Annotated in this window: 14 protein-coding genes; 10 read left to right on the forward strand and 4 right to left on the reverse strand. The window is 59.0% G+C overall.

Annotated features, from left to right (window positions below; translation table 11 throughout):
* Genes Q1A51_RS04450 through Q1A51_RS04460 form a run of 3 tightly spaced genes read right to left on the reverse strand, consistent with a single transcriptional unit; the run spans position 1 to position 4773 of the window.
* Complete coding sequence (locus Q1A51_RS04450) at positions 1-1545, reverse strand: monovalent cation/H+ antiporter subunit D (RefSeq protein ID WP_299599428.1); 1545 nt, start codon at positions 1543-1545, stop codon at positions 1-3.
* The gene (locus Q1A51_RS04455; protein ID WP_299599426.1) at positions 1542-1892 is read right to left on the reverse strand and encodes a Na+/H+ antiporter subunit C; all 351 of its coding nucleotides are present in this window, start codon (positions 1890-1892) and stop codon (positions 1542-1544) included. Before Q1A51_RS04455 ends, Q1A51_RS04450 begins: the two co-directional genes overlap by 4 nt.
* A gap of 1 nt (position 1893) precedes the next feature.
* Complete coding sequence (locus Q1A51_RS04460) at positions 1894-4773, reverse strand: monovalent cation/H+ antiporter subunit A (protein WP_299599693.1); 2880 nt, start codon at positions 4771-4773, stop codon at positions 1894-1896.
* 634 nt (positions 4774-5407) lie between these two features.
* Here Q1A51_RS04460 and urtA point away from each other — a divergent pair.
* Genes urtA through urtE form a run of 5 tightly spaced genes read left to right on the forward strand, consistent with a single transcriptional unit; the run spans position 5408 to position 11428 of the window.
* Positions 5408-6691, forward strand: a complete 1284-nt coding sequence (gene urtA / locus Q1A51_RS04465; RefSeq protein WP_299599424.1) for an urea ABC transporter substrate-binding protein — start codon at positions 5408-5410, stop codon at positions 6689-6691.
* Positions 6692-6748: 57 nt separating this feature from the next.
* Complete coding sequence (gene urtB, locus Q1A51_RS04470) at positions 6749-8722, forward strand: urea ABC transporter permease subunit UrtB (RefSeq protein ID WP_299599422.1); 1974 nt, start codon at positions 6749-6751, stop codon at positions 8720-8722.
* Between the two features lie 3 nt (positions 8723-8725).
* Entirely contained in the window at positions 8726-9994 is a 1269-nt protein-coding gene (gene urtC / locus Q1A51_RS04475) for an urea ABC transporter permease subunit UrtC (protein ID WP_299599420.1), read from the forward strand.
* A complete protein-coding gene (urtD, locus tag Q1A51_RS04480) occupies positions 9991-10731 on the forward strand; it encodes an urea ABC transporter ATP-binding protein UrtD (RefSeq protein ID WP_299201539.1) in 741 nt (246 codons plus the stop codon). Before urtC ends, urtD begins: the two co-directional genes overlap by 4 nt.
* 1 nt (position 10732) lies before the next feature.
* On the forward strand, positions 10733-11428 hold the full coding sequence (gene urtE, locus Q1A51_RS04485) for an urea ABC transporter ATP-binding subunit UrtE (protein WP_299599691.1): 696 nt from the start codon (positions 10733-10735) through the stop codon (positions 11426-11428).
* A gap of 37 nt (positions 11429-11465) precedes the next feature.
* Here urtE and Q1A51_RS04490 read toward each other — a convergent pair whose 3' ends face one another.
* Positions 11466-12548, reverse strand: a complete 1083-nt coding sequence (locus Q1A51_RS04490) for an alcohol dehydrogenase family protein (RefSeq protein ID WP_299599418.1) — start codon at positions 12546-12548, stop codon at positions 11466-11468.
* A gap of 460 nt (positions 12549-13008) precedes the next feature.
* Here Q1A51_RS04490 and Q1A51_RS04495 point away from each other — a divergent pair, with 460 nt between their 5' ends.
* The 5 genes from Q1A51_RS04495 (at position 13009) to Q1A51_RS04515 (ending at position 18874) form a co-directional block, all read left to right on the forward strand.
* Entirely contained in the window at positions 13009-14742 is a 1734-nt protein-coding gene (locus Q1A51_RS04495; protein ID WP_299201548.1) for an ABC transporter substrate-binding protein, read from the forward strand.
* 93 nt (positions 14743-14835) lie between these two features.
* On the forward strand, positions 14836-15900 hold the full coding sequence (locus tag Q1A51_RS04500) for an ABC transporter ATP-binding protein (protein ID WP_299599416.1): 1065 nt from the start codon (positions 14836-14838) through the stop codon (positions 15898-15900).
* 100 nt (positions 15901-16000) lie between these two features.
* Positions 16001-17074, forward strand: coding sequence for an ABC transporter ATP-binding protein (locus tag Q1A51_RS04505; RefSeq protein ID WP_299599414.1), 1074 nt, complete (start codon positions 16001-16003; stop codon positions 17072-17074).
* Positions 17071-17934, forward strand: a complete 864-nt coding sequence (locus Q1A51_RS04510) for a sugar ABC transporter permease (RefSeq protein WP_299599412.1) — start codon at positions 17071-17073, stop codon at positions 17932-17934. The genes Q1A51_RS04505 and Q1A51_RS04510 overlap by 4 nt, the downstream gene beginning before the upstream one ends.
* 142 nt (positions 17935-18076) lie before the next feature.
* Entirely contained in the window at positions 18077-18874 is a 798-nt protein-coding gene (locus Q1A51_RS04515; protein WP_299599410.1) for a carbohydrate ABC transporter permease, read from the forward strand.
* The last annotated feature ends 109 nt before the right edge of the window (positions 18875-18983 follow it).

The raw sequence follows: 18983 nt of genomic DNA on the forward strand, positions 1-18983 counted from the left end.
TCAATGGCCCTCCTGCGGTTTGCTGAGCTTGCCGGGTGTGTCCAGTACGGTAGAGATATACGCGTCGGGTGCAAAGAGTTGCGCGGCGATGGTCGTTGTGTAGCCGTGCACTTGCCCTGCAAACACGGTGTGCAGGGTCAGCAGCGTGAACAGCCCACCCACGGCCACATATGACATTGTGGCGGGGCGGTCGGTGTCGGGCACCGGTTCTTCGGGTTGTTCGACGCTGTGCGCTTTCCAGAACACGATACTGCCCGCGCGCGCAAAGCCAAGGATGCTGATTAGGCTGGACGAGAGCACGATGGCCCAGACCCAGACCATCAAGTCACTGTCAAAGGCGGCGTCCAGCACCAGAAGCTTGCCAAGAAACCCGGATAGGGGCGGCAGGCCCGCCATTGCGATGGCCCCGGCAAAGAACATGCCGGCCGTGACAACCGCGCCGATCATGGGCGCTTGGGTTGTCAGATCGACATTGCCGCGTCCGGTTCGAACAAGGTCAGACACCATGAACAACACGGCGCCCGCGAAGGTGGAATGCACAATGTAGTACAGCGCGGCTGCAATGCCCGTTGGACTGAACAGAGAGATGGCAACCATAACCATCCCCATCGACCCGATGACCGAGAACGCAACAAGCCGATCGAGTTTGCGCGCGGCGAGCACACCGACCATCCCGATAGCCAGCGATACCAGTGCCGCGGGCAAGAGCCACACGTCATGCAATCCCGCCGTGACCTCAAGGTCAGGCGGGAAGATCATCGTGTAAACCCGGATGAGGGCGTAAGCGCCAACCTTGGTCATGATGGCAAACAGGGCGGCAACAGGAGCTGGGGCCTCTGCGTAGCTTGAAGGGAGCCAGAAGTGCAGCGGGACCAAAGCTGCCTTGATGGCAAAGACCAGCAGCAGCAGCACGGCGGCCACTCGGATGCCCACGGTCTCTTCCGGCGCGATCAGGCGCACACGCTCAGCGAGGTCCGCCATGTTGAGCGTACCGGTTTCGGCATAGATGGCGCCAAGCGCAAACAGGAACAGGGTCGAGCCGATAAGGTTGAACAGCACGTATTGTATGCCGGCCCGCAAGCGCGCATCGCCGCCTGCATGGATCATCAGGCCATAAGAGGCGATCAGCAGGACCTCGAAGAAAACGAACAGGTTGAACAGGTCGCCCGTCAGGAAGGCACCCAGTATGCCCATGAGCTGGAACTGGAACAGCGCGTGGAAATGCCGACCGCGATCATCCCATCCCGATCCGATGGCATAGAGCAGTACAAAAAGTGCCAGCACCGAGGTCAGCAGTATCATCAGCGTGGAAAGTCGGTCACCGACAATGACAATGCCAAACGGTGCGGCCCAGTCGCCCAAGCGATAGTAGATGACGGACCCGTCCGAAACCTGCCAGGCAAGCCCGGCAGCAAGGCCGATCAGCGCGACCACACCCGCGACGGAAAAGACCCGCTGGATGCCAATGTGGTAGCGGGCGGCCAGCACGATCAGCGGGGCCAGAAGGGCGGGCAGGATGATGGGGGCAACGATCCAGTGGGTCATGGCTGGCCCTCCGTTTCGCGCGGCTCTGGCTGATCATCGATATGATCGTCGTCAGATCCAAGGAAGGCACCAAGCCCGATCATCACCGCAACGGCCGTCATCCCGAATGAAATCACAATAGCGGTCAGCACCAGTGCCTGCGGCAGTGGGTCGGTGTATCTGGTCACGTCATCACTCAGCACCGGAGGCGCACCAATGGTCAGCCGCCCGGATGAGAACAGGAACACGTTCACAGCATAGGTCAAAAGCGAGATACCGAGGATCACCGGAAAGGTTCTGAGCCGCAGCACGAGGTAGATACCACCGGCGGTCATCACGCCAATGGCGGAGGCAACAAGCAATTCCATGTCAGCCACCCTCCTTCACAGGCGCAATTGGATCGGATGATCCTTCGGCCCTTGCTGGATTGATGTCCATGGGGTGTTCGGTTTCGTCCGCATTTGCACGCCGTGCCAGCCGCGAGAAGCTTTCGAGCGACAGCATGACCGCCCCGACAACGGCCAAGAACACGCCCACGTCGAACAGGGCGGCTGTGGCCAGCTCGAATTTGTCGAAGGGCGGAATGCGAACATAGGTGAAGTCCGATGTCAGGAAGGGTTTGGTCACGAACCACGACCCGATGCCCGTGAAGCCAGCCACCAGAACGCCAGCACCGATTACACCATGATAGGGGTACTTCAATCGGGCCGAGGTCCATGTGAAACCACTGGCCATGTACTGCATGACAACCCCGATCGACACGACCAGACCGGCAATGAAACCGCCTCCGGGTTCGTTGTGGCCACGCAGGAAGATGTAGAAACCAACCAACAGAACAACCGGCATGATGACGCGTGTCAGCACGACCATCATCATCGGGTGCATGTCGCCCGCGCGTGGCTGATCGGGAATGCGGTTCAGAAGGCGCGCACGCACGGGTCCGCGCAGCAACGCTTCGGTGAGCGCGTAGATCAGGAGGGCCGCGATCCCCAGCACGATGATCTCGCCGTAGGTGTCAAAGCCACGGAAGTCGACAAGGATCACGTTCACCACGTTGGTGCCGCCGCCGCCCTTGTACGAATTGGCCAGATGGAATTCTGAAATCGGCGTCGCGACCGCGTCCCGCAGCATGTAGTGATAGGCGAGTGCAAAGGCGGCAAGCCCACCAGCAATCGCCACGCCTGTATCGCGTGCTCTGCGTAGAATGGTGCTTTCGGATGGCGTCGTTTTCGGCAGGAAGTTCAGGGCCAGCAAAAGAAGAATGATGGTCACAACTTCGACCGTGAACTGGGTCATGGCAAGGTCCGGTGCGCTCAGGTAGACGAACCCGACGGACACCATCAGCCCGACAATTCCGATCAAGATGAGGGCCAGGAACCGATTGCGGTGCATGAAGACCAGTGCGCCGGTTGCGGCGACCAGCATAGCCCAGCCCGCGATGGGGACCGGTCCGGCAGCCTGCACGGCGCGGGTCGCATCCCCAATCGTGCCGGTCACCCATGCGTGGTAGCCGATGGCGACGATCGCAACGAAGGAAATCATTGCGTACCGGCTGAAAGCGCCATTGTGCAGGGTGTGGGTAAACGTGCGCGCCGCCGATGCTGCGGCTTCGATGATGCCTTCGAATATGACCTTCGCTTCGGGGCGTGGTGCAGCTTCCCATGCATTGGACAGTGGTTTGAAGATGACCATCAGGATCAGACCGCCGACCACGGCAGCAATCGACATGAACAGCGCGGGCACAAGGCCGTGCCAGATCTTGAAATACGCCTTGGGCACTTCCGCGGCCTCACCCAGCAGGGATGCTGTCACGGTTTTCACGAAAGGTTCGGCCAAAAACGGCGCGACGCCGATCACGACGACCAGCACAACGAGAATGGCCGGTGGCAACCACATGCCCGGGTTGGGGTCGTGCGGTTTCGACGGGTAGTCGTCACGCACCTTGCCAAGGAAGGTGTGGCCAATAAGCCGGAAGCAATATGCGGCGGAGAAGAGCGAGCCGACCGTCGCCAGCACAGGCACCAGCCATGGGGTGTTGAACAGCACGGTGTGGGTGGCTTCCTCCAGCATCATCTCTTTCGACAGGAACCCGTTGAGCAGCGGAATGCCTGCCATCGAGAGCGCCGCGAGTGTGGCGATGACGAAAGTCACTGGCATGAGTGTGCGCAGCCCGCCCAAGCGTCGAATGTCGCGCGTGTGTGCCTCGTGATCCACGATGCCCGCGGACATGAAGAGGGCGGCCTTGAACGTGGCGTGGTTCAGGATGTGGAACACGGCCGCCATTGCGCCGAACGCGGTGCCCGTGCCCAACAGCATCGTGATCAGCCCAAGATGACTGACGGTTGAGAAGGCGAGCAATGCCTTCAGATCGTGCTTGAACAGCGCGATCACTGCACCCAGCACCATGGTCACAAGCCCTGCGGTCGTGACAATAGCAAACCATTCGGGCGTGCCCGACAGAACCGGCCACATGCGCGCCATCAAGAAGATGCCCGCCTTCACCATCGTGGCAGAGTGCAGATAGGCCGAGACGGGCGTAGGCGCGGCCATTGCGTGCGGCAGCCAGAAGTGGAACGGAAACTGTGCGGATTTGGTGAAGCATCCTAGAAGGATCAGGATCAGGGCAGGGAGGTACAGGGGATCGGCCTGGATCAGCTCCCGGTTTTGGAGGATGACGCTCAGGTCATAGCTGCCCGCGATTTGGCCAAGGATCAGCATGCCAGCGATCATGGCCAGACCGCCCATACCAGTCACCGTCAGCGCCATGCGCGCGCCCTGACGCCCTGCGGGCAGGTGCTTCCAATATCCGATCAGCAGGAAGGAAGACAGCGACGTCAGCTCCCAGAACACCAGCAAAAGCAAGATGTTGTCGCTGAGCACAATCCCGACCATCGCGCCCTGGAACAGCAACAGATAGGTGAAAAACTCGCCCATATTGTCGTTGCGGCTTAGGTAATGTCGCGCATAGGCGATGATCAGCAGGCCGATGCCCAGGATCAGAAGCGCAAAGAAGAACCCCAGCCCGTCCAGCATCAACGTGAAGTTCAGGCCCAGTTCCGGCATCCAATTCACGCGCGCCGTGACCAGCTCACCGCGCAGGACCTGCGGTAGATTCGTCAGCAGGCCCACAAAGGCGGCGAGGGAAACCGTGAACGTCACGCCTGCGCAGGCCGCGCGGCCAGCAGCATTCATTAGTCCGGGGAGAAGCGCGCCCAGGAAGGGGAGTGCAACGATAAAGAAGAGTGACAATGTCGGGCCCAGTAAGGTTAGTTCGAATCTATCCAACAAGATAGATGGCATTCCGGTGTGTTCAGGCAACCGGAATCGTTGGGAAACTTGCGATAACCCGCTCAATTCCCAGCATCTTGGGTGTCAGTGGGTGCGCTGCACCGCAGAACGGGATGCTCGGGTGCGGTTGACTGATCGTGCGTTGGACGACCCGTTGATGCATTGCGCCGGTCAATGGCCCAGCACGGTGATAGGACGCCATCTTGCACGGTTGCCAGCCATTTGCGCCGTTAACTGGGTGACCGGTGTAAGCGAGGCTGATCGCCATTCGTCGGGTGTGGTGTTTGCTGCTGAGACACCGTTGCCGTGCTGTCAAATGCAGCACTACTCAGATTCACCTGCCTATCTTTTCGGCGAAATCGGGTATTTCGTCCAAAAAATATGCAAAATCTCGGATGACGGCTCATTTTTCAGCCATGCGGCGTGCACTGCGCAGTCTTGGAGCTACCACTTGGCGCGGGTTTCAAAACCCAAGAACGTGCGATGGTGCCGGCCTAGGAAACCAAACACCACCGCACTCCGCATCATATGCGTGGGGGGTGATATGGGTGTTTTGCCTGCAGAACACAACGTCCCTGCGCGACACGCAAAGGGAATGGCAATGTACAAGAAACTACTCGCAACAACAGCGACACTGACAACCATGGCGGCTCTGCCAGCCGTCGCGCAGGATTGCCCAATAAAAGTGGGCGTTCTGCACTCGCTGTCTGGGACAATGGCGATCTCGGAAACGACGCTGAAGGACACCATGGAAATGCTCGTTGAGCAGCAAAATGCCGCTGGTGGCGTGCTGGGCTGTCAGCTTGAAGCCGTCGTGGTTGACCCGGCATCCGACTGGCCGCTGTTCGCTGAAAAAGCGCGTGAGCTGCTGACCGTTCATGAGGTTGACGTTATTTTTGGCAACTGGACGTCCGTGAGCCGCAAGTCCGTTCTGCCCGTGATCGAAGAGTTGAACGGTCTGCTGTTCTACCCTGTGCAATACGAGGGCGAGGAAAGCTCGAAAAACGTGTTCTACACAGGCGCCGCGCCGAACCAGCAAGCCATCCCGGCCACCGACTATTTCCTTGAAGAGCTGGAAGTCGAGAAATTTGCACTGTTGGGAACCGACTATGTGTACCCGCGCACAACAAACAACATCCTTGAATCATACCTTCAGCAAAAAGGCATTGCTGCTGAAGACATCTTTGTGAACTACACACCCTTCGGTCACTCCGACTGGTCCAAGATTGTGGCGGACGTTGTCGCGCTGGGCGCAGATGGCAAGAAAGTTGGCGTAATCTCGACCATCAACGGTGATGCCAATGTGGGTTTCTACAAGGAACTGGCCGCTGCTGGCATCTCGGCGGATGACATTCCGGTTGTAGCCTTCTCGGTTGGGGAAGAAGAGCTGTCGGGTCTCGACACATCCAACCTCGTGGGTCACCTCGCGGCGTGGAACTATTTCCAGTCGGCAGACACCGAAGCCAATGAAGCATGGATCGATGCATGGAAAGCCCGCATGGGTGACGAGCGTGTGACCAACGACCCGATGGAAGCCCACTACATCGGCTTCAACATGTGGGTGAACGCGGCGACTGCGGCAGGAACCACCGACGTGGATGCCGTGCGCACCGCGATGTATGGTCAGGAGTTCCCGAACCTCACAGGCGGGACCGCGGTCATGCTGCCGAACCATCACCTGGCCAAGCCGGTCCTGATTGGTGAGATCCTGGAAGACGGCCAGTTCGACATCATCAGCCAGACCGAAGAAGTGCCTGGCGACGCCTGGACCGACTTCCTGCCGGAATCGGCCGTCCTGGTTTCGGATTGGAAAGAGCTGGGCTGCGGGATGTACAACACCGACACGTCCACCTGCGTGCAGATCAAGTCCAACTACTGATGTGACATTACGGGGGCAGGCAACTGCCCCCGACACTTCTTCAAGGATAACAATTGGATGCCGGTTTTCCGCCAGTTCTGCGCAGCGCTTTTGTCGGTGCTGTTTATCGCGTTTGCAGCCCCATTGGCTGCGCAGGACGCCGACGCGCCCATTCAGCGCTTGCTGCAAGAGCACGGCGAGATCATTGCAAAAAGCTCACGCCGCACCATCGGTCCTGCCATCGATGCGCTCGCTGACAGTGGTTTGCCCGAGGCGCAGGCGGTGCTGGAACGCTGGCGGGCCAAGGAGATGTGGTTCGACAAGGATACCGGTCTGTTTATCTACGCTGAAGAGATTGACCGCCGCACCATCCGCACCTTCGATTTTGCCAACGGTGCCGAGTTGGGGGAGTTCGAAGACAATGGGTTCAAACAGCTCAAACCCAACAGCGGCATCCGCGGCCTGATTGGCGCAGCGTTGGTGAGGTTTCAGTTGAATGATCCCAATCCGGTCGCGCGCGCCGCGGCCCTGATCGCCATCGAACGCGATGCGGATGAAAGCCACCTTGCCGCCTTGCGCGCTGTGCGAGACACCGAAGAGAACCCGCGCTTGAGCGCACGCATCGATCGCCTTGAACGGATTCTGACCATCCGCTTTGCAGAGGATGACGCAGAGCGCGTTGCCGCAATCCAGAGCTTTGAGGGTGATCTGGGTGTCGATGTGCGCGCGGCTCTCAATCCACTTGTCGTTACAATGATGGATGCCGGTACGGACCTGCCGAACGATGCCGATGTGGCGAGGCAGGTGGTGCCCGGTTCAGAGGTGCTTAGCGAGGCTGAGGCCTATGGAATCCTTGTCGCCAAGGAGCTGGCGCCCCCGCTCATTTCGCGCGCTGCTCAAAAGGCTGCGTTGATTGCCAACATAGATGGCACCTCCGTCGGCGGAATTCAGGTTGCATCACTGAATACCGAAGCGAGGCGTGACGCTGCCTATGACGAATTGGTGCGGCAGGGTCGTGTCGAAAATGCAGCAACGGTCACCGATGTGACACAGACGGTAGATGCCTATGTGTTTTTTGAACGGTATTCCGCCGCCGCGCCGACCGTTGCACTTGCCGCACAGGCGGTGCTGTCCGGGATCGAGAACAAGGTCGCCTTGAACCAGACAATCGATCTGGGGCTAGACGCGCTGTCGCTGGCGTCGATCTATTTCCTTGCAGCCATCGGCCTTGCCATCACCTTTGGCGTCATGGGCGTGATCAACATGGCCCATGGCGAGTTTATCATGATGGGCGCCTATACCGGCTATGTGGTCCAGCTCTTTATCCCGGACTACACGCTCAGTATCATGGTCGCCATCCCGTTGGCCTTTGCAGTGACCTTTGGCGCAGGGGTCGCGATGGAGCGGTTGGTGATCCGGTGGCTCTATCATCGCCCGCTTGAGACGCTTCTGGCGACCTTCGGTATCTCGATCGCGCTTCAGCAGCTGGCCAAGAACATCTTTGGCACGCAGGCCCGGCCCTTGACCGCACCCGGCTGGCTGGACGGGTCACTGGTGTTCAACGACATTGTGTCGATCAGCTATATCCGCATCGCTATCTTTGTTCTGGCACTCCTGTTTCTGGCCCTGTTCCTGATCGTGATGAACCGCACCCGGTTGGGTCTGGAAGTGCGCGCCGTCACCCAGAACCCGCGCATGGCGGCCTCCATGGGCATCAACCCGGATCGGATCAACATGCTGACCTTTGGCTTTGGCTCCGGCATTGCCGGGATCGCCGGTGTTGCTATCGGCCTCTATGCCAAGGTCACGTCGGAAATGGGCAGCGACTACATCGTGCAGTCCTTCATGACCGTTGTGGTCGGCGGGGTAGGCAACATCTGGGGCACGCTGCTGGGTGCCACGATGGTGGGCACGATGCAAAAGGGGATCGAGTGGTTGAACCCGTCCAACACCCTTGCGGCCCAGACCTACATGATCCTGTTCATCATCTTGTTCATTCAGTTCCGACCCAAGGGCATCATCGCCCTCAAAGGTCGCGCGGCGGAGGCTTGAGCCATGACAAACGTCGCACTTGATACCGCGCCCGCACGCAAGCCAACGTTTCTGCTGGTGAACAACCCGTCGGTCCTGATTTTCCTGGCTTGCCTTGCCTTGTTCACTCTGGGCGTGACGGTGCTGGCCGAAGGGTTTGGCATCGGTGTGGTCTCGACCAGCTTCGTCAAGACACTCGGTAAGACACTCTGCCTATGCCTTGTCGCGCTCGCTATGGATTTGGTCTGGGGCTATTGCGGCATCCTGAGCCTCGGGCACATGGCGTTCTTCGGCATCGGTGGCTACGCCATCGGCATGTGGTTGATGTACGCCCGTACCGAGATTATCGTAGTACAAAGCCTGTCAGCCGCCCCATTGCCACCAACGGCTCAGGAAATCTCGGACGGGATCGCAGCGCAAATCTTTGGTGTTGTGGGCGCGTCCGAGTTCCCGCCCATCTGGGCTGTGGCCCATTCGCTGCCCTTACAATTGGCGGCCGTGGTGCTGGTGCCCGGGCTGCTGGCTTTGGTCTTTGGGTGGCTCGCGTTTCGCAGCCGGGTGACAGGCGTCTACCTGTCGATCCTGACACAGGCGATGACGCTCGCCCTGTCGCTTTACCTCTTCCAGAATGACAGCGGGTTGCGCGGTAACAATGGGCTGTCCGGGCTACAGAACCTGCCGGGGCTTGGGGATGTGCCGCAATCCACCGTGTCGATCTGGTTCTTCTGGGCATCGGCACTGGCGCTTGGGCTGGGCTACCTGCTGTGTGTCTGGGTGGTGTCGGGCAAGTTCGGCTCGGTCGTTCGTGCGATCCGCGACGACGAGAGCCGCGTGCGGTTCCTTGGTTACCCTGTCGAAGCCTACAAACTTTTCATCTTCACGCTCACCGCGGTCATCGCAGGCATTGCCGGCGCGCTCTATTACCCACAGGCAGGGATCATCAACCCGGCCGAGATTGCGCCGATCGCCTCCATATATCTTGCGGTCTGGGTCGCTATCGGCGGGCGTGGTCGGCTGTACGGTGCGGTGATTGGCGCGGCTTTCGTTTCGCTTCTCTCGACCTACTTCACGGGCGGTCAGGCGCCAGACATCAACCTTGGATTCTATACGATCCAATGGGTCAACTGGTGGACAGTCCTGTTGGGACTGTCATTCGTCGTGGTCACTCTGTTCGCGCCCAAAGGGCTAGGTGGACTGTTTGATTTTATTGCGAGTAAAAGATCACCCAGCCGCCACGGCGCTGACCTTGGCCCCGACGCGGGTGCGTTGCGCGAAAAGGAGGCCGAGACATGAGCACACTTCTTGAAGTGTCCGGTGTGTCCGTCTCGTTCGACGGGTTCAAGGCCATCAACAACCTGACCTTCCAGATCGGCGAGGCCGAGATGCGGGCGGTGATCGGACCGAACGGGGCTGGAAAAACCACCTTCATGGATATCGTCACAGGCAAGACGCGACCGGATGAGGGCCGCGTGCTGTGGGGCGAAAAATCGCAATCGCTTCTGTCGATGTCAGAAAGCCAGATCGCGCAGGCGGGGGTCGGGCGGAAGTTCCAGCGCCCAACGGTGTTCGAAGACCAGACGGTTGCCGAAAACCTGATGCTGGCGTTGAAAAAGAAACGATCCCCCTTTGCCGTTCTGAACTTCCGCGCGTCACGCGCAGATCAGGAACGGGTCGAAGAATTGGCCGGTGAGATCGGACTGGTCGCCGCACTCGCCCGCAAGGCGGGTGAATTGAGCCACGGTCAAAAACAGTGGCTTGAGATTGGCATGCTGCTGGCGCAGGAGCCACGACTGCTGTTGGTCGATGAACCGGCAGCGGGCATGACCCCGGCAGAACGCGAACACACGACCGAAATACTGGTGGAGGCGGCCAAGACTCGCGCGGTTGTGGTGGTCGAGCACGACATGGAATTCGTTCGCCGTCTCGACTGTAAGGTCACGGTCCTGCACGAAGGCTCGGTTCTGGCCGAAGGATCGATTGATCACGTCACATCCAACGAAGCCGTCATCGAGGTGTACCTTGGCCGATAACCTGCTCGAAATCGAAGGGCTGACGCTGCACTATGGCGGCAGCGAAATCCTGCGCAGCATCGACCTGACGGCGCGCCGCGGCGAAGTCACTTGCGTGATGGGCACCAACGGTGTCGGCAAGACCAGCCTGCTCAAGGCTATCTCGGGCACACATGTCCGCAGCGATGGTGTTTATCGGTTGGATGCCGAAGAGATCGGTAAATCCAGTGCCCACGCCCTCGCTCAGAAGGGCGTCGCCTATGTGCCGCAGGGGCGCGAGATTTTTCCGTTTCTGACGGTGCAAGAAAATCTTGAGACCGGGTTTGCCTGCCTGCCACGTAGCAAACACAGAATTCCAGATGAGATTTTTGACCTGTTCCCGATCCTGAAAGACTTTCTGCATCGTCGTGGTGGAGACCTTTCGGGCGGCCAGCAACAGCAGCTTGCCATCGCCCGTGCGCTGGTCACCGAACCCAAGCTTTTGCTGTTGGATGAACCGACAGAGGGCATTCAGCCTAACATCATCAAGCAGATCGGCGAGGTGATCTCGACCCTGCGGGAGCGGGGGCAGATGGCCATTGTGCTGGTCGAGCAGTACTTCGACTTTGCCTTCGGTCTTGGCGACCGTTTCACGGTGCTTGAGCGTGGTGCGGTCAAGCTTGAAGGAAAACGGGCCGAGATTGAGCGCTCTGAGTTGTTGAGCGCTGTCTCGGTCTAGACATCGATGTCATCGCAAAGCGGGTGCTGTGCCGACGTTATGGCACGACAACGATGTTCCCGGTGTGCTGTTTGGCGATGAATGCCGTTTGTGCGGCATGCAGCTCGGACAAGGGGTAGGTGGCTGCCAGAGCGGGTTGGATTTCACCCCGCTCAATGTACCGGACAAGGTTTGGCATAACCTCAAGGTCAATGACGGTCGAACCTGTGAAGGTCAGATCCCGCAGGTAGAATGTGCGCAGATCCATCTCGACAATGGGGCCAGCAATGGCACCGGAACATGTATAGCGGCCTCCGCGCTCCAGCACGTCGACCATCGTGGGCCAGTAATCACCACCAACAACATCCGCCAGCACGGTGACAGCTTCGCCGCTCAAAGCGGTCTTCAGGTTCATTGGCGCGCGGGGCAGCACGACATCGGCACCCAAAGCTTGAACATCGGCATGCTTGACCTCTGACGCCAGGGCAATGACACGTGCCCCACGTCGCTTGGCAAGCTGCACCAAAGCGCCGCCGACACCGCCCGACGCTCCGGGGATCAACACCGTGTCCTGATCTGTCACACGGGCACGGGTCAGCATGCCTTCTGCGGTAGAATAGGAACAGGAAAACGTCGCCAATTCGGCATCCGACAGATCGGATTTGACCGCCACAGCATTGCGGGAGGGTATGGTTGTGTATTCGGCAAAACCGCCATCGCGTTCCGATCCGAAGTAGCCCGTCTTGTTCTTGTTGTTCAGGTCCGTCGGGTCACGCAGCCAGTTGTCTGTGATCACCCGTTCGCCAATGCGCGCCGGATCAATGCCATCGCCGACGGCAACGATGGTGCCGCACACATCCGCGCCCTGAACGCGGGGAAAACTGATAGGTGCACCGCCCCAGCTTGGGTCCTCTTCGCCGACCTCTTCAAACGCGCCGCCTGTCGTCGCCTCGGTCACGGTTTTGGAGTACCAGCCGGAGCGGGTGTTCACGTCGGTGTTGTTCAACCCGCAGGCACCAACTTTGACCAGAACCTCGCCTTCAGCAGGGTCCGGGCGCGGCCATTCGGCGTGCCAGACCATTTGATCCAGATCGCCGTGACCGATCGTGACCATTGCGTTCATTGTTTTGGGAAGCGTCATCTAAAGGGCTCCGGTGTTCTGTTCGTCAGTGGCTCGAACGCAGGGGGATCAGATGAAAACCACACCGCGCGTAATGGCCATGGACCACGGTCAGCAAGGGCGCGTCCAGTGCAAAACAATATCGCTGGGAGGAAGCAGTGCCTTGTTGGATATGCGGTGTATACAGGTTCGACTGACCGGGCGTATCGTTCACCAGACTGCCTGGGGCGGTCTTGGAATTGAAAACAGATGTCGCCTTTTTCTGCCGCAGTCGTGGTTGATCCTCGTCACGCTTGAATGATTCAGGTCGTCAAAGAATGTGGCCCATAGAAGTGTTTCAAAGGGCTTTGATGACTTTAAGATATTGATTATAAATGTTTTATTTCTACTAACTTTTTAGTTTGACAGAAAATTTACTTTGCGCCTATCGTAAGCACAGTCGGCGAAATCCGGCTCACATAGAAATTTGGGAGGACACAAGATGCGCAAGTATCTTCTCTCCGCGACGGCTGTAGCTGCAGTCATTGCGGGGCATGGGACTGCTTTTGCCGATACGGCGGCAGCCCAGAAATGGATTGATCAGGAATTCCAGCCATCCACGCTCAGCAAGGATGAGCAGATGTCGGAGATGGAGTGGTTTATCCAGGCGGCTGAACCCTTCTCGGGCATGGAAATTAACGTGCTGTCCGAGGGTATTCCGACCCACGGCTACGAGTCCGAGGTGCTGACCAAGGCGTTCGAGGAAATCACCGGCATCAAGGTGAACCATCAGATCCTTGGTGAAGGCGAGGTTGTGCAGGCTGTTCAAACGCAGATGCAGACCCAGCGGAACCTCTATGACGGTTATGTCAACGACTCCGACCTGATCGGGACGCACTCGCGTCTGCAATTGGCCTACAACCTGACTGAACAGATGGCGGGTGACTGGGCGGGCACAACCAGCCCGACGCTGGACCTGGAAGACTTCATGGGTATCCAGTTTACCACTGGTCCCGACGGTAACCTGTACCAGTTGCCGGATCAGCAGTTCGCGAACCTCTACTGGTTCCGCAAGGACTGGTTCGATGACGAAGACAACAAGGCGGCGTTCCAAGCAAAGTACGGCTATGAGCTGGGCGTGCCGGTCAACTGGTCGGCCTACGAAGACATCGCCGAGTTCTTCTCGAACGACGTCAAGGAAATCGATGGCGTGGCGATCTACGGGCACATGGACTACGGCAAGCGTGCGCCCGACCTTGGTTGGCGCATGACCGATGCGTGGCTGTCCATGGCAGGCACCGGTTCGGTAGGTGAGCCAAACGGTGTGCCCATCGACGAATGGGGCATCCGCATGGAAGCCGGTTCGTGCAACCCGGCGGGCGCAAGTGTGACCCGTGGTGGTGCGGCCAACGGTCCTGCGGCGGTTTACGCGATCCGTAAATGGGATGAATGGCTGCGCAACTACGCACCACCCGGCGCGGCTTCCTATGACTTCTACCAGTCGCTGCCCGCATTGGCACAAGGCAACGTGGCGCAGCAGATCTTCTGGTACACCGCCTTTACCGCCGACATGGTCAAGCCGAAGTCCGAAGGCAACAACACCGTGGATGACGAGGGCAACCCGCTGTGGCGGATGGCGCCCAGCCCGCATGGCCCATACTGGACCGAAGGGCAGAAGGTTGGCTATCAGGATGTGGGGTCGTGGACCTTCCTCAAATCCACGCCTTCCGAGCGCGCACAGGCGGCTTGGCTCTATGCCCAGTTCGTGACGTCCAAGACGGTCGACGTGAAGAAGTCCCATGTGGGTCTGACCTTCATCCGCGACAGCTCGGTCAACCACGAGTCGTTCACGGAACGTGCGCCCAAGCTGGGTGGTCTGGTGGAATTCTACCGCTCGCCTGACCGCGTTGCATGGTCGCCGACCGGCATCAACGTGCCTGACTACCCGAAGCTGGCCCAGATCTGGTGGCAGCAGATTGGTGACGTGAACTCGGGTGCCTTCACACCGCAGCAGGCGATGGATCGTCTGGCCGAGGAAATGGACATCACCATGGCCCGGATGCAGCAGGCGGACGAAGCGGCTGGTGTCTATGGCGGCTGTGGCCCACGTCTGAACGAAGAGCAGGACGCCGAATACTGGTTCGCCAACGGCGGCGCCAAGCCGAAGCTAGAGAACGAGAAGCCGCAAGGCGAGACCGTGAACTACGACGACCTGGTTGCCCGCTGGCAGCAGTAAACTCCCCGTCGGTCCCCTTTCCCAACATGGGGGGCTGACACCCGGTCGAAGCACGCGCGCGTGCTTCGGCCTCATTCTTTGCGGGTAGGAACAATGACACTCGAGCTGAAAGACGCCACCAAGCGCGTGCGCGGCATCACCCATATCAAGCCCACATCGCTGGTGATGGAGCCTGGACATTTTAATGTCCTGCTGGGGCAGACCGCATCGGGCAAAACATCTTTGATCAAGCTGATGGCTGGCCTCGATCCACTGGCCGATGGCGAGGTCTGGATGGACGGACAGAACGTGTCGCGACTGTCGACGCAGAAACGCAACATCAGCCTCGTGCACCAGTTTTTCGTGAACTATCCGCATATGACGGTTTTCGATAACATCGCCTCCCCGCTGCGGGTTGCAGGCATGGCGAAGTCCGAAATTCAGGGGCGGGTCGAAGAAGCAGCTGACATCCTGCAATTGCGTCCGATGCTGCACCGTCGCCCGCAGGAATTGTCAGGTGGCCAGCAGCAACGGTGCGCGCTGGCCCGCGCAATCGCTAAGGAAAGTCGGGCGGTGTTCCTCGATGAACCCCTCGCCAATCTCGACTACAAGCTGCGCGAAGAACTGCGGGAGCAACTGCCGGAGTTGTTCGCCGGTCGCGGTGCGGTTGTGGTATATGCCACGTCCGAGCCAGAAGAGGCGCTGTTGCTGGGGGGCAAGACGGCGCTGATGGACGATGGTGTCGTCACCCAGTTTGGCACGACGGCTCAGATCTATCGCAAGCCGGACAATCTGACGGCGGCACGGGTCTTTTCCGATCCGCCCATCAATGCCGCGCGGATCACCAAGTCGGGTGAGACCGCTCAGATGGAGACAGGGGCAAGCTGGGCGCTTTCTGGGCCAGCGGCGGAAATCGCCGACGGGGTCTATACGCTGGCCATCCGGCCCCACCACGTGACGCCTGTCCCCACGGGGACAGATTATGTTAAGTTGGATGGCACTGTTCTGGTGACCGAATTGTCCGGGTCAGAGTCCAGCGCGCACTTTCAGATCGGCGATGACGGATGGGTTTCTTTGGCTCATGGCGTGCACCCCTACGAAGTGGGGGAGCGGCATGAGTTCTACATGGATGCATCTCAGGCCTTCTACTTTGCAGAAGATGGGAGGCTCGTGGCGTGACGCGCATCCAATTCAAAATGCTTCGCCTTTCGCTGCCTCTCGCTGTTCGCTCGAACGCGAAAGGCGACACCTATTTGTGCCAAGAACTGGATGCTCTGTAATGGCAAAGATTACGCTTTCGAACCTGCGCCATTCCTATCTGCCTTCCCCAAGCGGACCGGCGGACTATGCACTCAAGGAAATCGACCTCGATTGGCAGGACGGCGGTGCATATGCGTTGCTGGGACCATCGGGTTGCGGGAAGTCCACGCTGCTGAATATCATTTCGGGCCTGCTCACCCCGTCCGAGGGTCGCATCCTGTTCGATGATAGGGATGTGACGGACCTGCCGCCGGATCAACGCAACATCGCGCAGGTGTTCCAGTTCCCGGTGATCTACGACACGATGACGGTGCGGGACAACCTTGCCTTTCCTTTGCGCAATCGCGGGGTGGATGAAGGACGCATTGCGGAGCGTGTGGCAGAGATCGCGCAGATGCTGGAGGTCGAGGAGATGCTCGACATCCGAGCGTCACACCTCAGCCCTGACAACAAGCAAAAGATTTCCATGGGGCGTGGCCTTGTGCGTGATGACGTGAACGTCGTCATGTTTGACGAACCGCTGACCGTCATTGACCCGCATCTGAAATGGAAGTTGCGGTCGAAGCTGAAAGAGCTGCACCAGCGGGTGCGCGCGACAATGATCTATGTGACCCATGACCAGACCGAGGCGCTGACCTTTGCCGATCAGGTGGTGGTCATGCAGGACGGTGAGATCGTTCAGATTGGCACCCCGGTCGAGCTGTTCGAGCGGCCGCAGCATACGTTTGTGGGCCACTTCATCGGGTCACCCGGCATGAACGTTCTGCCTGCCGAAGAAAGTGATGGCGCGGTGCGGTTTCAGGGACGCCAAGTCGCGCTGGAAGGCGCAGTGACCGGGCAGGGGGGGATTACGCAAATTGGCGTGCGCCCCGAGTTTGTGTCGCTGACCGATGCAGGCCTGCCTGCCCGTGTAAACAAGGTGTCTGACGTTGGCCGCCATGCCGTTGTCGAGGCGATGGTAGGCGACACCGCAGTCAAAGCCATCGTGGAGGGTGAACTGCCGGAGCAGGGTGCAGAAATACATCTCGCCTTCCGGCCTGACCATACGCGTCTGTATCGCGACGGGTGGTTGTCGACGGAGGCACAGACATGAAGACCGAAAATCAAAAGGCGTGGTTCTTTGTTCTGCCGGTCCTGTTTCTGGTCGCGTTCAACGCGCTGGTGCCGATCATGACGGTGGTCAATTATTCGGTGCAGGAGACATTCGGGAACAACGTGTTTTTCTGGCAGGGGCTGGATTGGTTTGAGCAAATCCTGCGGTCTGACCGGTTCCAAGCCGCTTTGGGGCGGCAGTTCCTGTTTACTTTCCTGATCCTGATCATCGAGATTCCGCTTGGCATTATCATCGCGCTGTCCATGCCGAAGAAAGGCATGTGGGTGCCCGTGTGCCTTGTGCTTATGGCGCTGCCCATGCTGATCCCATGGAACGTGGTGGGGGCGATGTGGAACATCTTTACCCTGCCGAAGATCGGGTTGCTTGGGTATTTCTTGAACGACGTTTTGGGCATTGCCTATGACATGACCCAGAACCCCTTTGCCGCTTGGGTGACAATCATTGTCATGGATGTGTGGCACTGGACGTCATTGGTGGTGCTGCTGAGCTATGCGGGCCTCGTATCGATCCCGGATGCCTATTATCAGGCGGCCAAGATTGATGGAGCGAGCCCTTGGAAAGTGTTCCGCTATATCCAGTTGCCGAAGATGAAGACCGTGCTGACCATCGCGATCCTGCTGCGGTTCATGGACAGTTTCAACATCTATACAGAACCGTTCGTTTTGACTGGCGGGGGGCCGGGCAACTCGACGACGCTCTTGTCGATCGACCTGGTGAAGATCGCACTTGGGCAGTTTGACCTTGGCCCTGCGGCGGCGATGAGCCTGATCTATTTCGCGATCACGCTGCTGGTGTCGTGGCTGTTCTATACTCTGATGACGAAGGATGACGCGCAATGATGTCGCCCGTATTCCATCATACACTGCGCCTGGAAACAGAGGGCTGTCCCCGACCGCGGGTGGGGGTGAAGCCCCCGCCCCGGGGGTCGGTCGGGGGCAGCCCGGCCATGCCGGGCGGCACGATTGCGCATGAGGTGCGAACATGAAGAAGCGCTCGCTTATCCCGATCCTCTACATCGCCTTCCTGATGTTGCCGATCTATTGGCTGGTGGCGATGTCGTTCAAGACAACGAACGAGATCCTGTCGGGCTTCAGCCTGTTTCCGCAGACCTTTACGCTCGACAACTACAAGGTGATCTTCACCGACCCGAGCTGGTACTGGGGCTATATCAACTCGATCATCTATGTATCGCTGAACACGGTGATCTCGGTCGCTGTTGCCCTGCCTGCGGCCTACGCATTCTCGCGGTACCGCTTCCTTGGCGACAAGCAGTTGTTCTTTTGGCTGCTGACCAACCGCATGGCCCCGGCTGCGGTGTTCGCATTGCCGTTCTTCCAGTTATATTCCTCTGTGGGGCTATTCGACACGCATATCGCGGTGGCGCTGGCGCATTGCCTGTTCAACATCCCGCTCGCGGTCTGGATCCTCGAAGGCTTCATGGGCGGCGTGCCCAAGGAGTTGGATGAAACGGCCTATGTTGATGGCTATTCCTTCCCCCGGTTTTTTATCGTGATTTTCCTGCCGACAATCAAGGCTGGGGTCGGGGTGGCCGCGTTCTTCTGCTTCATGTTCTCTTGGGTTGAGCTTCTGCTCGCCAAGACATTGACGGCGGTGCAGGCCAAACCCATTGCTGCAGAGATGACCAAGACGGCGTCGTCCGCGGGGTATGAGCTGGGCTTGCTGGCTGCTGCCGGGACATTGACGATCATCCCCGGTGCCATCGTGATCTACTTTGTCCGCAACTACATCGCCAAGGGCTTTGCCCTGGGGAGGGTGTGATGAAACGATTGATGTATCTTGCTGCGCTGCTTCCGACGTCGGCTGTCGCGCAGGGTTGGGGCAATGTTGCCAACCAGCAAGAAGAAAAGGGGTTTTCCTGGACCGATCC

It is taken from the genome of uncultured Tateyamaria sp., from assembly GCF_947496075.1.
Lineage (GTDB): Bacteria > Pseudomonadota > Alphaproteobacteria > Rhodobacterales > Rhodobacteraceae > Tateyamaria.

Bases quoted from the DNA above. Each gene is read 5' to 3' on its own strand.
- Q1A51_RS04495 (WP_299201548.1), top strand. From the start codon at position 13,009: ATGCGCAAGTATCTTCTCTCCGCGACGGCTGTAGCTGCAGTCATTGCG.
- Q1A51_RS04450 (WP_299599428.1), bottom strand. From the start codon at position 1,545: ATGACCCACTGGATCGTTGCCCCCATCATCCTGCCCGCCCTTCTGGCC.
- urtC (WP_299599420.1), top strand. From the start codon at position 8,726: ATGACAAACGTCGCACTTGATACCGCGCCCGCACGCAAGCCAACGTTT.
- Q1A51_RS04510 (WP_299599412.1), top strand. From the start codon at position 17,071: ATGAAGACCGAAAATCAAAAGGCGTGGTTCTTTGTTCTGCCGGTCCTG.
- Q1A51_RS04505 (WP_299599414.1), top strand. From the start codon at position 16,001: ATGGCAAAGATTACGCTTTCGAACCTGCGCCATTCCTATCTGCCTTCC.
- urtA (WP_299599424.1), top strand. From the start codon at position 5,408: ATGGCAATGTACAAGAAACTACTCGCAACAACAGCGACACTGACAACC.
- Q1A51_RS04490 (WP_299599418.1), bottom strand. From the start codon at position 12,548: ATGACGCTTCCCAAAACAATGAACGCAATGGTCACGATCGGTCACGGC.
- Q1A51_RS04455 (WP_299599426.1), bottom strand. From the start codon at position 1,892: ATGGAATTGCTTGTTGCCTCCGCCATTGGCGTGATGACCGCCGGTGGT.
- urtD (WP_299201539.1), top strand. From the start codon at position 9,991: ATGAGCACACTTCTTGAAGTGTCCGGTGTGTCCGTCTCGTTCGACGGG.
- Q1A51_RS04500 (WP_299599416.1), top strand. From the start codon at position 14,836: ATGACACTCGAGCTGAAAGACGCCACCAAGCGCGTGCGCGGCATCACC.
- urtB (WP_299599422.1), top strand. From the start codon at position 6,749: ATGCCGGTTTTCCGCCAGTTCTGCGCAGCGCTTTTGTCGGTGCTGTTT.
- Q1A51_RS04515 (WP_299599410.1), top strand. From the start codon at position 18,077: ATGAAGAAGCGCTCGCTTATCCCGATCCTCTACATCGCCTTCCTGATG.